This window comes from Paenibacillus sp. FSL k6-2145 (genome assembly GCF_037976585.1).
Classification (GTDB): Bacteria; Bacillota; Bacilli; order Paenibacillales; family Paenibacillaceae; genus Paenibacillus.
Map to the genome: position 1 here is coordinate 4,083,789 of NZ_CP150267.1, position 13,903 is coordinate 4,097,691.

At 46.9% G+C, this 13,903-nt stretch carries 12 protein-coding genes and 1 riboswitch; of the genes, 9 read left to right on the plus strand and 3 right to left on the minus strand.

Going from position 1 to position 13,903, the window contains the following annotated elements:
• Window positions 1-5: 5 nt before the first annotated feature.
• From NZ043_RS18240 to NZ043_RS18250, 3 genes are all read left to right on the plus strand, one after another.
• Window positions 6-692 carry an MOSC domain-containing protein gene (locus NZ043_RS18240; protein ID WP_133384131.1) on the plus strand — a complete coding sequence of 229 codons (687 nt, stop codon included), beginning with the start codon at window positions 6-8 and terminating at the stop codon, window positions 690-692.
• 72 nt (window positions 693-764) lie between these two features.
• The gene (locus tag NZ043_RS18245) at window positions 765-1,643 is read left to right on the plus strand and encodes an ROK family protein (protein ID WP_133384132.1); all 879 of its coding nucleotides are present in this window, start codon (window positions 765-767) and stop codon (window positions 1,641-1,643) included.
• Window positions 1,644-1,819: 176 nt separating this feature from the next.
• Window positions 1,820-2,821 (plus strand): HRDC domain-containing protein, encoded by a 1,002-nt coding sequence (locus tag NZ043_RS18250; protein WP_339309030.1) that lies wholly within the window; start codon window positions 1,820-1,822, stop codon window positions 2,819-2,821.
• A gap of 70 nt (window positions 2,822-2,891) precedes the next feature.
• Here the strand turns inward: NZ043_RS18250 and corA are convergent, their stop codons facing one another.
• Entirely contained in the window at window positions 2,892-3,827 is a 936-nt protein-coding gene (corA, locus tag NZ043_RS18255) for a magnesium/cobalt transporter CorA (RefSeq protein ID WP_062833460.1), read from the minus strand.
• Window positions 3,828-4,278: 451 nt separating this feature from the next.
• Window positions 4,279-4,402: riboswitch (SAM riboswitch) on the plus strand.
• 236 nt (window positions 4,403-4,638) lie between these two features.
• Between corA and metA the strand changes: the two genes are divergently transcribed.
• From metA to NZ043_RS18285, 6 genes are all read left to right on the plus strand, one after another.
• Window positions 4,639-5,556 carry a homoserine O-succinyltransferase gene (metA, locus tag NZ043_RS18260; RefSeq protein ID WP_036610071.1) on the plus strand — a complete coding sequence of 306 codons (918 nt, stop codon included), beginning with the start codon at window positions 4,639-4,641 and terminating at the stop codon, window positions 5,554-5,556.
• Between the two features lie 24 nt (window positions 5,557-5,580).
• On the plus strand, window positions 5,581-6,768 hold the full coding sequence (locus NZ043_RS18265) for a PLP-dependent transferase (RefSeq protein WP_339309031.1): 1,188 nt from the start codon (window positions 5,581-5,583) through the stop codon (window positions 6,766-6,768).
• Window positions 6,765-7,937 (plus strand): aminotransferase class I/II-fold pyridoxal phosphate-dependent enzyme, encoded by a 1,173-nt coding sequence (locus tag NZ043_RS18270; protein WP_036669808.1) that lies wholly within the window; start codon window positions 6,765-6,767, stop codon window positions 7,935-7,937. Before NZ043_RS18265 ends, NZ043_RS18270 begins: the two co-directional genes overlap by 4 nt.
• A gap of 241 nt (window positions 7,938-8,178) precedes the next feature.
• Window positions 8,179-9,315, plus strand: coding sequence for a cyclic dehypoxanthinyl futalosine synthase (gene mqnC, locus NZ043_RS18275; RefSeq protein WP_062835957.1), 1,137 nt, complete (start codon window positions 8,179-8,181; stop codon window positions 9,313-9,315).
• A 231-nt stretch (window positions 9,316-9,546) separates the two neighbouring features.
• Complete coding sequence (locus tag NZ043_RS18280) at window positions 9,547-10,524, plus strand: aldo/keto reductase (RefSeq protein WP_339309032.1); 978 nt, start codon at window positions 9,547-9,549, stop codon at window positions 10,522-10,524.
• Window positions 10,521-11,534, plus strand: coding sequence for a zinc-binding alcohol dehydrogenase family protein (locus NZ043_RS18285; protein ID WP_133384136.1), 1,014 nt, complete (start codon window positions 10,521-10,523; stop codon window positions 11,532-11,534). The genes NZ043_RS18280 and NZ043_RS18285 overlap by 4 nt, the downstream gene beginning before the upstream one ends.
• A 112-nt stretch (window positions 11,535-11,646) precedes the next feature.
• Here NZ043_RS18285 and NZ043_RS18290 read toward each other — a convergent pair whose 3' ends face one another.
• On the minus strand, window positions 11,647-12,552 hold the full coding sequence (locus NZ043_RS18290) for a YitT family protein (RefSeq protein ID WP_133384137.1): 906 nt from the start codon (window positions 12,550-12,552) through the stop codon (window positions 11,647-11,649).
• Window positions 12,553-12,663: 111 nt separating this feature from the next.
• Window positions 12,664-13,902: a cation:proton antiporter gene (locus NZ043_RS18295; RefSeq protein ID WP_076289901.1), complete on the minus strand. Its 1,239-nt coding sequence runs from the start codon at window positions 13,900-13,902 to the stop codon at window positions 12,664-12,666.
• Between the last annotated feature and the right edge of the window lies 1 nt (window position 13,903).

Here is a 13,903-nt window from a genome sequence, read left to right on the forward strand (position 1 = left end):
GCCAAATGACACTCACATCTGATCGAAAGCCAGAGGAGGGCAATACAGCTGTTCTGGCCATTAATGTAGGACTGCCGCAGCCGCTCCCTGGGCAGAAGCGTGAAGTGCTGAGCGGCATTGTGAAACATCCTGTATCCGGCGCGGTTTTCCTGTCATTCACTGGAATGACAGGGGACGGCCAGGCGGATCTGGTGCATCATGGCGGCCCTGACAAAGCCGTTTGTGTATACGATTACAGTCGTTATCCGGCGCTGGAACAACTGATGGATCGCAAGCTGGATTGGGGAGCTTGTGGAGAAAATCTGACGGTTGAAGGCTGTGCCGAAGAAGACGTACGGATTGGTGATGTGTACGAGTTGGGCGAAGCCACAGTGCAGGTCAGTCAGCCCAGACAACCTTGCTTCAAGCTGGGTGCGAGGTATGACTATAAGGAGCTGCCTGTTTATTTTCAGGAGAGTGGATTTACCGGCTTTTACTTTCGTGTACTGCAAGAAGGTGAGGTAGGGCCTTCATCGATATTTCGACGGATCAGCACCGATCCAACATCAATGACGGTTCTTGAAGCCAATCGAATTATGCATCAGGGGAAAGAAAATGTCGATGGTATCCAGGCGTTGCTGGCCATTCCTGCGCTGTCAGACAGCTGGAGGCAAACGTTAATGAAACGATTGTCCAAGCTGGAGAACAAGTAGCAGGGTAATTATAGTGTCATCAAGTAAAGCAATCCGAATTCCTTTTTAAACTAACTTGGGAGTGTGACTAACATGACGATCTTAGGCGCAATTGAAGCAGGCGGAACCAAATTTGTGTGTGGTATTGGCACAGAAAACGGAGAAGTTCTGGAACGCGTAAGTTTTCCAACAACAACACCGGAAGAGACCATGGCTCAAGTGATTTCATTTTTTGAAGGCAAAGGCATTGAAGCTCTGGGTGTAGGATCATTCGGTCCGATTGATCCAATTGAAGGAAGCCCAACATATGGCTATATCACAACAACACCAAAACCACATTGGGGACAGTATAACGTGATTGGCAAGCTCAAGGAGCATTTTGATGTACCGATGACATTTGATACGGATGTGAATGGTGCGGCACTTGGAGAAGCAACCTGGGGCGCTGCACAAGGTCTTGAGAGCTGTCTGTATATCACTGTGGGTACAGGTATTGGTGCAGGTGCTGTGGTTGGCGGTAAAATGGTCCATGGATTGTCACATCCAGAGATGGGACATATCATTGTACGCAGACATCCGGAGGATACATACGAAGGTTTCTGTCCGTATCATAGTGACTGCCTCGAAGGCCTTGCAGCAGGACCAGCCATTAACAAACGTTGGGAGCAACCGGCTTATGAACTGCCTGCAGATCATAAAGCTTGGGAGATCGAAGCACATTACTTGGCACACGCACTGATGAATTATGTTCTGATTCTCTCTCCGCAGAAAATTGTCATGGGTGGCGGAGTAATGAAGCAGGAGCACCTGTTCCCGATGGTTCGTAGCAAACTGCAAGAGTTGCTGGCAGGGTACGTTCAGCATCCGGCACTTCAATCCGAGATTGACCAGTATGTTGTCTCACCAGGACTTGGCGACAATGCAGGGCTGTGTGGTTCGCTGGCGCTTGCCAAATTGGCATTGAATAAGTAGAGCAATAAGGGATTGACGAATTTTACCATTGTGGTATGATATGGGCAACAGCATAGTACGGTTAATGAGGAAGCACCTCTCTTGCATGGATTTTGCAGGAGGGGTGTTTTTTTGTGCTGCCTGTAGGTAGTATCTCTAACTCGTATAAGCTGAATATTCAAAGGGAGGGAACGAAAATGGAAGTCATTTTCATGAACAGATTGTCCAGAATGTCAGATCAGAATGCAGAGTATGCACAGTTATGGATTGGGGAAGAGGAAGATAGTTGGCAGCTGGGATGGAGTCGCTACGAGGAAGGAGAGCGTGAGGACAGCATCTGGTATGAAGGGACTTCTTGGGAGGAGCTGCTTCATATTTACCGTCATCAGCTTGCCATACAGATGAGTGAGGGGTACCGACCGCAGTTGCAGGGGTTATTTCATGAGAATGATGATCTGAAGTCACGCAATTATGGTGGACAGCGGCTCCATTGTTACAGTGAGTTATACGGCAATGAACAATTATATACGGATCTGTGCACATGGCGCAGGAAGAGAGCTGTGTCTGACCGGAAGGCACCGTATTTTATTGCAACCAATCGTCTTCTGCGTTTGATCAGTGCCTTTGTTCCGCAATCGCTGGATGAACTGATGCAACTGCCGGGCGTAGGAGAGAGCAAAGCGACTGAGTATGGTACGGAATGGATGGAGATTACAAACGGGTTGGAGCGTTCAACGACATTCCCGCTGGACTGGGTATACACGGCGCTGAAGGAAGAAGAGTATGAGAGTTGGTTATACAAGCAGAGAGAGCAGAAGTACAAGCAGGAACTTGATAAGTTCACCACGCGTAAGCAGGTGCTTGAAGGCATGAAGGAAGGGTATACGTTAGAGGAGATTGTTAATCGATCCGGATTATCCCGACGCGAGTTGGTTGAGCTGTTAGAGGCACTGGATCACGAAGGTTATGACACCGATTGTCTTCTTGACGTGGAGCTGGCAGTGATGCCAGAGAACGAACAAGAGGCCGTATGGAGTGCGTATGAGGAGCTGGGAGATACGTTCCTGAAGCCAGTATTACATAAGGTGTATGGAGGAGAGAAACCCGATGGAGGAAGTCTGGAGCAGGTCTATGAAAGACTGCGCATGATTCGAATCCGTTTTCGTCGGCACGCAGAGACAGAGAAGAATGTTGGTTAATGATCAGAAATGAAAAAAGACGAGGCGTTTCTCCCGGAGGAGCGCTTCGTCTTTGTTATTTCATACGAGTTCATACCCAGTCTTTCTTGCGGAAAATGAAGAACATGCTCAGGCCCAGTGTAACCATCAGACCAATCACAACAAAATAGCTGTATTTCCAGTTAAGCTCTGGCATATTCGTAAAGTTCATGCCGTATATACCGGTAATGACCGTCAGCGGCATGAAGACCGTGGTAATGGCGGTAAATACACGCATGATCTCATTCGCCCGGTTCGCAATACTGGATTGGTAGGCTTCTCGCAAGTTGCCCATCAGGTCGCGATAAGTCTCAAAGGTTTCAGATATTTTTACAGCATTCTCATAGATGTCACTGAAATACTTTTGCAGTTGATCATCAATGAGACGCAGATCTTTTTTGTTCAGGGTGTTAATGACCTCTTTCTGAGGTCCGAGCACTTTCTTGAGCCACAGAATCTCACTGCGTAGCCCGATAATTTCATTCAGATGTGACTTTTTGGTGTGCATCAGAATGTCTTCCTCAAGCTTCTCAATCCGTGCTTCAATTCGGTCACCTACGGTGAAATAATTATCAACGATCAAGTCAACCAGCAAATACAACAGACGATCCGGTGTGCTGATTTCCTGTTCCCACAGGATTGGTTTCAGTGTGCGCAATTCGCTGACCTTTTGCTTCGTAACACTAATAATGAAATGTCTGCCGAGGAATAAGTTCACCGCACGTAGAAATATCTCTTCATCATCGAAACGGATGCTATTAATCACAATAAAATAATGGTTCTCATAAATTTCAATCTTCGGACGTTGTTCTTCGTCACTAAGACAGTCTTCCACAGCCAGATCATGCATCAAGAACAGCGGCTGAAGTACCGCCAAATCGTCTACGTCTGCATCAATCCAGTAAAACCCTTCCGCTGGTGGAGTCAGCGCCTGCTGAATGTCGTCCACCGGAATAAATACACCGTTGTTTACCAACCGGATTTTCATCGTTAATCTACTCCTTCTGCACCCGCCAACTTGGCGGATATTATCATTATGGGCGCAAAAAGAACAAATCAGCCGGTCGGCAGCGGAGCCTGGAGATCAGGGCTGCGTTCACTATATAATCAAACGGAAGTCACGTCCCGCTGCCGGCATGCTGATGTCAATTCTCTATGCAGTTTGTCGGAATTCGGCTGCCAGTCAGGCCTCGGGTCGCCATCCATTTAATATGTCACCTCTCACATAAGGGTTTATAACACCTTGTTTAGTATACCGCTGGTACAAGGTGCTTTCAAGCGCAAAAATGTGTCTATTTCGCGCCCTGAGGCAGTGTATGACAACGGATGATGAACGGTTCCGATCTGGGAAGCAGACATCGAACTGCATCTTGACGTGAGGGCATTAATGTAATAAAGTAGACGGTGAACCATATTTAATTACAATCTAATACAGCGAAATCTTATCAAGAGTAGGTGGAGGGACTGGCCCGATGAAACCCGGCAACCGGCGGTATACCGCACGGTGCTAATTCTTGCAGCGACTAAGTGTCAAGTGGCACTGTTGTAACTGAGAGATGAGAGAGGCGCATATCTTTTTTACATATGACCTTTCTCGAAATCCGAGGAAGGTCTTTGTTATATGCCCCGACTTCTCAGCAGTGATTTTCGCTAAGGAACTTGAGGTTGTTTGTAACGTTGGATGAAAGAGCAATTCAATGTTTTTACAAGCTCAAGGCAGTCTATACCTGTATTGATGTGAAGACATCAAGCCAGGGGTGGCTGCATCTATCTATGCAAAAGGAGGAGTTAGACTTACTATGCCAATCAAAATACCCGATACTCTACCAGCAAAAGAAGTACTTGAAGGAGAGAATATCTTCGTCATGGATGAAACTTCTGCATATCAGCAGGATATTCGTCCACTCCGTATCGCTATATTAAACCTGATGCCCACAAAGGAAACGACCGAAACACAATTGCTTCGTCTGGTGGGAAACACGCCTATTCAGGTAGATGTTGTTCTCGTACATCCCAAATCCCATACGTCGAAGAATACGTCTCAGGAGTATTTGGATCTGTTCTATAAAACCTTTGATGAGATTGAGCACCGCCGTTTCGATGGAATGATTATTACGGGTGCTCCGGTGGAACAGATGGATTTCGAAGACGTGAACTATTGGAATGAAATCCAAGAGATCTTTGAATGGACTAAAACCAATGTGACTTCAACCCTCCACATATGTTGGGCTTCCCAGGCAGGTTTATACCATCATTTTGACGTACCTAAGGTTGCACTGGATGAAAAGTGTTTTGGCGTTTTCCCGCATACCATCAATAAACCACATGTTCCGTTGTTGCGTGGATTCGATGAAGTATTCAACGTTCCACATTCCCGTCATACGGAAGTGAGACGCGAAGATATTGAAAAGAATGAGAATTTAGAGATTTTGGCTGAATCCGAGGAAGCGGGGATCTTCCTGGTTGCTACCAAAGACGGCAAACAGATTTTTGCCACAGGACATGCCGAGTATGACCCGTTCTCATTAAAGTGGGAGTATGACCGGGATGCAGCCAAAGGGTTGGATATCGCATTGCCTAGACATTATTATCCGAATGATGATCCTTCCCGTGTGCCACCGGCTACTTGGCGCGCTCATGCCAACTTATTATTCTCTAACTGGCTCAATTACTATGTGTATCAAGAAACACCTTACGATATTGGCCCGCAAATCTAATCGAGATTACAGGAGGATGCAGCAATGGAAGACAACAACAAGTTGAAAATCGAAAGCCGCTTAGCACAAATTGGGTCCATCAATGAACCGGTAACAGGCGCCATTAACTTTCCGATCTATCAATCCACTGCGTTTCGCCACCCGAAGCTTGGACAAAGCACGGGGTTTGATTATATTCGTACGACTAATCCAACCCGTAAAGTATTGGAAGAAGCGGCCGCAGCGCTGGAGTCTGGTGATGCAGGGTTTGCCTGTAGCTCGGGAATGGCCGCGCTGCAAACGATTTTTGCCATGTTTGGTCAAGGGGATCATCTGATTGTATCGCTGGATCTGTATGGTGGAACCTATCGTCTGCTGGAACGTATTCTGTCCCGTTTCGGCGTAACGGCAAGTTATGTGGACACGAATGACCTTGCAGCACTGGAGAAGGTTCGTCAGCCGAATACAAAAGCTGTATTTATTGAGACACCAACCAATCCACTGATGATGATCACCGATGTGGAAGCCGTTGCTTCCTGGGCGAAAAGTTACAACCTGTTGACTATTGTTGACAACACGTTGCTGACTCCATTTTTCCAACGTCCGATTGAACTGGGTGCCGATATCATCATTCATAGCGCTACCAAATATCTGGGCGGACACAATGATGTGTTGGCCGGACTAATTATTACCAAAGGTGAAGCGTTATCTGCAGAGATGGCGTTCCTGCATAATTCCATTGGAGCGGTATTGTCTCCAAGTGACTCCTACCAGTTGATGAAAGGTATGAAAACGCTGGCTCTTCGCATGGAGCGTCATGAGCACAATGCACTTACTATTGCTAAATACTTGCTTGAGCACCCAGCGGTGGTTGAAGTGTATCATCCAGGCCTATCCGATCATCCGGGCTATGAGATACAGAACAAACAATCCACGGGTAACACAGGTATCTTCTCTTTCAAAGTGAAGGATGCACGTTATGTTGAACCGTTGCTGCGTCATATCAAACTCATTGCTTTTGCCGAAAGTCTCGGCGGAGTCGAATCACTCATGACTTATCCGGCAGTACAGACTCATGCGGATATTCCGCTTGAGATTCGTGACGCCGTAGGTGTGGATGACCGTCTGCTCCGGTTCTCCGTAGGCATTGAACATGCGGATGATCTGATTGCAGATCTCGGCAATGCTCTGACAGCTGCACAGCAGGAAGTGGAAGGAGGCATGCACTCATGAGTGAGTCCAACAATAAACCCAATTCCGAGTTGAAATTTGATACCAAATTGCTCCATTTTGGAGATGAGATTGACAAAACAACTGGAGCTTCCAGTGTACCGATCTATCAAGCATCAACCTTCCATCATTTTGATATCTTCAATCCGCCTCAGCATGATTACAGTCGTTCGGGTAATCCGACACGTCAGGCTTTGGAAGATTACATCACATTGCTGGAGGGCGGCGCACGAGGCTTTGCCTATTCTTCGGGGATGGCTGCGATCTCAAGCGTGTTCATGATGTTCTCCGCAGGAGATCACATGATTGTAACGGAAGACGTATATGGAGGTACGTATCGTTTGCTTACTTCCATATTAAGCCGTATGCAGATCGAGACAACCTTTGTAGACATGACCAATATAGATGAAGTAAAAGCGGCACTCAAGCCAAACACTAAGGCAGTTTATATGGAAACACCGTCCAACCCAACACTACGAATTACGGATATCGCTGCCGTAACTGACTGGTCGAAGGAGCATGACCTGATCACGATTCTGGATAACACCTTTATGACACCGTACTATCAGCGTCCAATTGAGCTTGGTGTGGACATCGTCGTACATAGTGCTACGAAGTTTCTCGGAGGTCACAGTGATGTACTGGCAGGGTTAGCCGTTGCTCGCACGGAATCACTTGGCGTACAACTGAAACAGTTGCAAAATGGACTCGGAACTGTACTCGGGGCACAAGAATCCTGGCTTCTGATGCGCGGGATGAAAACCTTGGGGGCTCGCATGGCTCATAGTGAACGGAGCACAGCTAAACTTGCGGCATGGCTTAATGAGCGTAGTGATATTACCGCTGTCTTTTATCCTGGACTGGAGGATCATCCGGGCCGTGAGGCACATGAGCGCCAGTCCACAGGATATGGAGCTGTCGTTTCATTTGACGTCGGTTCAGGCGATCGCGCAAAAGCAGTTCTTAACCGGGTGAAGCTACCCATTGTTGCTGTAAGCTTGGGAGCTGTGGAGAGTATTCTGTCCTACCCAGCCATGATGTCTCATGCGGCAATGCCAGCTGAGGTTCGCCGTGACCGTGGCATTACAGATGGTTTGCTGCGCTTCTCCGTAGGTCTGGAAGATATCGAAGATCTCATTGTAGATTTGGAGCAAGCACTTCAGGAATCCTAGTAAAAGTGGATGACCGAATACGCCGATGCGTATCACTTAATCTCGAATAAATTCCATTCCATATGTAAAAATTTTTACTTATTTTTAAAGCACCTGTACATAAGGTGCTTTTTTTCACATGTAACCTGTGTTACGATATGTGGAGTACAGAAATACGATGTTGCCACCAGAACTTGCTTCTCTTGAACAAGTTGGGACGGATCGTTATATAATTTCTCTTCATGAGGGAGGCTTTTTTACGATGAGTACGGTAGACCGTATCTTAGATAAAGCCCTTCGGGGCGAACGTTTGGACTTGGAAGACACGATTGAGCTATTTGAATCGAATGAAGTGGACAAAATCGGGGCAGCTGCTAATGTTATTATGAAACGCATGCACCCTGAACCATACAGAACATTTGTAATTGGGCGTAACGTCAACTACACAAACGTGTGTGATGTGTACTGCCGTTTTTGTGCTTTCTACCGGAGACCTGGTTCGGATGAAGGTTATGTGCTTCCGGACGAAGTTATTTTCCAGAAGATTCAGGAAACGGAAGATGTGAATGGTACCGAGATTTTGATGCAAGGTGGAACGAATCCAAACTTGCCTTTCAGCTATTATACAGACCTGCTGAAAGCCATCAAAGAGCGTTTCCCAAATATCACGATGCACTCTTTCTCCCCAGCGGAGATTATGAAAATGGTTGAAGTATCCGATGGCCTTACATTGGAAGAGGTTGTACGTGCCATTCACGAAGCTGGTCTGGATTCCTTGCCTGGCGGCGGTGCTGAAATTCTGGATGACCGCACACGTCGGAAGATCAGCCGCTTGAAAGGCTCATGGCGGGATTGGATGGACGTTATGCAAACTGCACACCGCATCGGCATGAACACCACGGCAACGATGGTTATCGGCCTTGGTGAATCAATGGAAGAGCGTGCATTACACTTGCTGCGTGTACGTGAAGCTCAGGACGAATGTATTGCGAACAAGTATGATTCCGAAGGTTTCCTGGCGTTCATTCCTTGGACTTTCCAGCCAGACAATACCAACCTGAAGCTGGAGCGTCAGACTCCAGAAGAGTACTTGAAGACTGTAGCCATCAGCCGACTGGTGCTGGATAATATCAAGAACATTCAATCCTCTTGGGTAACCATGGGTCCGGAGATTGGTAAGAAGTCGCTTGAATTTGGCTGCAATGACTTCGGTAGTACCATGATTGAAGAGAACGTTGTATCTGCTGCTGGTGCAACATATAAAGTTAACATTGAATCCATTCTGCGTTTGATTCGGGAGTCCGGTTATATTCCGGCACAACGTAACACGCGATATGACATCGTGCGCATGTTCGACGAAGAAAATTCCGTGCATGAAGATTTCGTAATGCAGAACTAATCCTGATTATTTGAATACTACTCCCATAAATGCTGATCGTTAGATAAGTATTTATGAAACCAAGCCCGCTGACTACTCCGTTTGGAGAGACGGCGGGCTTTTTGATTTGTTTCTGCGGATTGAGGTCATCAAACAGTACATGTTACGCAATTGGCGATATTTTATATTGAAATTGAACTGTTACAATGAAAGGGAACTTGTGTAGTCAGACACGCTGGAAGGGGTAAACCGATGAAGAGAAGAATACTTGGCAAGACGGAACTGGACGTACCTGTATTGAGCTTTGGAGCATCCTCACTCGGTTCTGTATTTCGTGACATTGACCGGGACGAAGGGATTCGCACTGTACATGCGGCCGTAGATGCGGGGATGAATTACATAGACGTTTCACCTTACTACGGCCTGACAAAGGCGGAGACAGTGTTGGGTGAAGCGATCTGCAGCTTGCCGCGCAGTTCATATATGTTATCAACCAAAGCCGGACGGTACGGGGAAAATGAGTTTGATTTTTCACGTCAGCGGATTCTGGATAGCGTGCAAGAGAGCCTGGATCGACTGCATACAGACTATATCGACATTCTGTTCCTGCATGATATTGAATTTGTGCCAGCAGAGATCATCGTAGAAGAAGCCTTTCCAACGTTGCTGCGACTGAAAGAGCAGGGAGTTATACGACATGCGGGCATTTGTGGATTGCCCTTACCGTTGTTCGAGAAGGTTCTGCCGCAGATCGATGCGGATGCGATCATCTCGTATTGTCATTATTCATTGAATGATACCTCATTATTATCGTTATTGCCCTTGTTGGAAAAAAAAGAAATTGGCCTCGTCAATGCTTCGCCTCTTTCTATGGGCTTGTTGAGTACCCGAGGTGCTCCTGCCTGGCATCCGGCAGATGATCGGGTGAAAGAGCTCTGCCTGAAGGCAGCCCGCTTCTGTGCAGAACAAGGTAGTGACATTGCCAAGCTGGCCGTGCAATTCTCCACGTCGAATGAACGAATTCCGACAACACTGGTGAGCAGTGCCAGCCAGCGCAATATCCTCAATAATGCAGCCTGGATAGAGGAACCGTTGGATCAGAGCCTGCTGGATGAAGTGCTGCGCATTTTGGCTCCATTGCATAACGAGACGTGGTCAAGCGGACGACCCGAATATAATATTAAGCCAAGCAACACGACAGCGAAAGCATCCAAGGGGGAACAACGATGAGAGCCATTGTATGTGAAGAAATAGATCAATTGAAGCTCCAGGACCTGCCTCAACCGGAACGAGCAGAAGGAGAGGCGTTGGTTGCCATTCGGCGGATTGGGATCTGTGGAACGGATCTGCATGCATACAAAGGCAACCAACCATTCTTTACCTATCCTCGTGTTCTGGGTCATGAACTGGCGGCTGTTATTGAAGAGATCGGTCCGAACGATGCAGGGCTACAGCCAGGGGATCAGGTAAGTATTATTCCGTATCTTCATTGTGGTCACTGTATTGCATGTCGCAGTGGAAAAACCAATTGTTGTGCGTCCATGCAAGTCATGGGTGTGCACGTAGACGGAGGCATGAGAGAAAAAATCAGCGTGCCTGTCTCACATTTACTCTCAGCAGAAGGTTTGACGCTGGATGAGACGGCAATGGTAGAACCATTAAGCATTGGAGCCCATGCCGTCAGAAGAGCAGGAATTAAACCTGGTGAGCATGTGGTTGTGATTGGAGCTGGCCCTATTGGATTGGGCGTGATGGCATTTGCCAAACAGGCGGGGGCGCGTGTTATCGCTGTTGATCGTAATCTGGACAGACTTGAGCTTAGCCGGACTTGGGCTGGAGCCGATGACCTGGTCCAGGCTAATGAACATACTGTACAACAAGTGGCTGAAATCACGGGGGGCGACTATGCTACGGCTGTCTTCGATGCAACAGGTAACGTGAATTCCATGAATGAGGCCATTCAATATGTTGCGCATAGTGGTCAACTCATTTTTGTAGGACTGGTGAAAGCGGATATTACCTTTCATGATCCTGAGTTTCACAAGCGGGAGATGAGCATCCTGGGCAGTCGAAACGCAACCCGTGAAGATTTTGAACAGGTCCTGTCCACCTTGCGTCAAAAGAAATTAAGTATGGATGGGTATATCACACACCGAGTGGAATTTGATGAGTTACCTACTGCAATAGACCAATGGCTATTGCCAGATTCACATGTAGTCAAAGCCATCGTTGAGCTATAATAACAAGTAAGTCTGATAACAGAAAAAAACGCTCTCTGACCTTGTTGAACAAAACTGTTCATCCATAGGGTAAGAGAGCGTTTTTTGTTTTGTGTTTTGCACAGATCCATTTTTATTTTTCCGGATTTGTCACAATACCCGCATGTGGATCAATGTGACGCACAATGGACTTCAACCAGATCATCTCCAGAACATGTACCTCATAATAAAGTGCACCCGGGATCTGCCTGATCCATCCTTCCGCCATCGCGAGTTGTGTTGAGTCAGAAGTGGCTTCCAGCGTTCCAGGTTCACGGCGCAGCCGTTTGCGTACAGCTTTTTCAACTTGAGAGCTTTGTGTGGTCAAAATGCATACTTTGCGTTTGGAGGAGAAACCCCTGAACGCAATGTATACCATTTCATAAGCAATAAGATAGGCGATTACGGAATACATCGCTTGGTCCCAGCCAAAGACAACACCAGCGGCTGTCAGTATCAACAAGTTAAGCAGCATGATTATTTTTTCGATAAGCATCCGTTTTCCGCTAAATACACGTTCAGGTGGGCGGGAAGACGGATCACCGATTTCCAGCGTATCCAGTGTCCCGCCATACCGCACGACGAGCCCAATTCCGAGTCCGAGGCATAATCCGCCAAACATGGCGGCAGCCAGCGGATGCTCTACAAGTGGCGGCATGGGATGAAGCACAATGGCACCGATCGAAAAGACAACCAGACCCAGAACAGTAACCAGTACAAATTTCTTCTGCACAATCTTGTAAGACAGAAATATAAACGGAACATTGAATAAAAATAGGAACAATCCAATCCTCATTTCGGTCCAGTGGGCGAAGAGTGAGGAAATGCCTGTAATGCCTCCAATAATAATCTTATTGGGGTGTAAGAACAATTCAAGTCCCACGGAGGCCAGAATTCCGCCCGCAATAACGAGAAACAGGTTTAACCAGCGGCGGGTTGACGATATTCTGGTCTTGGCGGTGTTTGGCACCGGATTAGCCGATATCAGAGGTGCTTTCATAGGTCATCCTCCTTAGTGCGGCTTTCGAGCCTTCCCCCTGGGTTCATCACAGAAAGATCGGCGTAGAGCCGCGAAGTACGATAGTATGTCTGTTCTGTACAGACATAGGGATTATCCTTCTTTCTGCAGAACCTTCGGTTCTTCTTTCTTTTTCCGAGGATCTTTGAACTTGAATATTTTATCCAATAAACGGAATACATGTTTGGACTCTTTGGTTAATAAAGGACCCAGAATGGCCAGAATTAGGACATACAGTGCGGCAAACGGTTGAATCATTGGCAACAGTCCCCCGGCTTTCCCCATGTTGGCCAAGATGATTGAAAATTCACCCCGTGACACAATGGTTAATCCAATATTGGCCGATGCTTTGGGCGATAGTCCTGCACTGCGTCCGGCCATCATACCTGCCAGGAAGTTACCGAACAATGTAATAACAACTGCAATCAGAGCTAACCATACGGCTTCGCCACCCAAGGACAACGGATCAATGGACAATCCAAAGCTGAAGAAGAAGATTGCTCCGAAGAAGTCACGGAACGGTAGAATCAAGTGCTCAATCCGTTTTGCATGTTCTGTTTCAGCAAGCACCAGACCAACCAGTAATGCACCAATTGCTTCGGCAACATGAATGGTTTCAGAGAAACCGGCTACTAGGAACAAAGCTCCAAATACAACGAGAGAGAATAGCTCATTCGATCGAATTTTAAGCAATTTGTTTAGTAGCGGTGTTGCTTTGCGTCCAAGGATAATCACGATAAGCATGAATCCTAGGGCAATAAGTGCGGACATGATGACGCCTCCGATGGAGGATGAATCACTAAGCACAAGTCCGGACAAGATCGAGATATATACAGCGAGGAATACATCTTCGAACATAATAATACCCAATATCATCTCTGTTTCCGGGTTGGCCGTTCGTTTCAAATCGACGAGTACCTTGGCCACAATGGCACTGGAAGAGATGGTAGTTATACCTGCGATAATAAGTGCTTCTGCAACTGGGAAACCGGACATAAAACCAAATATTAATCCCAGCGTAAAGTTAATGCCGATGTAGATCGAGCCGCCAACTGCAATAGAGCGACCCGATTTAATTAAACGACCTACCGAGAATTCAAGTCCAAGGTAGAAGAGAAGGAACAGGATACCGATCCGACCCATAAATTCAATAAAAGGCTGACTCTCAATAAAACGGAAGTCCAGATGCCAGATTTTCATGGCATGTGGCCCAACGGCCATCCCGATCAGAATATAAAACGGAACGACCGAAAATCTTAGTTTTGCCGATAAAAGGCCGGCTGCCGCAATGAGCACAAGGGCCAGACCTACTTCGAATATCAAATGATCCATC

What these genes read in the sequence shown, in the direction of transcription:
- NZ043_RS18240 (WP_133384131.1), top strand. Translation starts at nt 6, where the DNA reads ATGACACTCACATCTGATCGAAAGCCAGAGGAGGGCAATACAGCTGTT.
- NZ043_RS18245 (WP_133384132.1), top strand. Translation starts at nt 765, where the DNA reads ATGACGATCTTAGGCGCAATTGAAGCAGGCGGAACCAAATTTGTGTGT.
- NZ043_RS18250 (WP_339309030.1), top strand. Translation starts at nt 1,820, where the DNA reads ATGGAAGTCATTTTCATGAACAGATTGTCCAGAATGTCAGATCAGAAT.
- corA (WP_062833460.1), bottom strand. Translation starts at nt 3,827, where the DNA reads ATGAAAATCCGGTTGGTAAACAACGGTGTATTTATTCCGGTGGACGAC.
- metA (WP_036610071.1), top strand. Translation starts at nt 4,639, where the DNA reads ATGCCAATCAAAATACCCGATACTCTACCAGCAAAAGAAGTACTTGAA.
- NZ043_RS18265 (WP_339309031.1), top strand. Translation starts at nt 5,581, where the DNA reads ATGGAAGACAACAACAAGTTGAAAATCGAAAGCCGCTTAGCACAAATT.
- NZ043_RS18270 (WP_036669808.1), top strand. Translation starts at nt 6,765, where the DNA reads ATGAGTGAGTCCAACAATAAACCCAATTCCGAGTTGAAATTTGATACC.
- mqnC (WP_062835957.1), top strand. Translation starts at nt 8,179, where the DNA reads ATGAGTACGGTAGACCGTATCTTAGATAAAGCCCTTCGGGGCGAACGT.
- NZ043_RS18280 (WP_339309032.1), top strand. Translation starts at nt 9,547, where the DNA reads ATGAAGAGAAGAATACTTGGCAAGACGGAACTGGACGTACCTGTATTG.
- NZ043_RS18285 (WP_133384136.1), top strand. Translation starts at nt 10,521, where the DNA reads ATGAGAGCCATTGTATGTGAAGAAATAGATCAATTGAAGCTCCAGGAC.
- NZ043_RS18290 (WP_133384137.1), bottom strand. Translation starts at nt 12,552, where the DNA reads ATGAAAGCACCTCTGATATCGGCTAATCCGGTGCCAAACACCGCCAAG.
- NZ043_RS18295 (WP_076289901.1), bottom strand. Translation starts at nt 13,902, where the DNA reads ATGGATCATTTGATATTCGAAGTAGGTCTGGCCCTTGTGCTCATTGCG.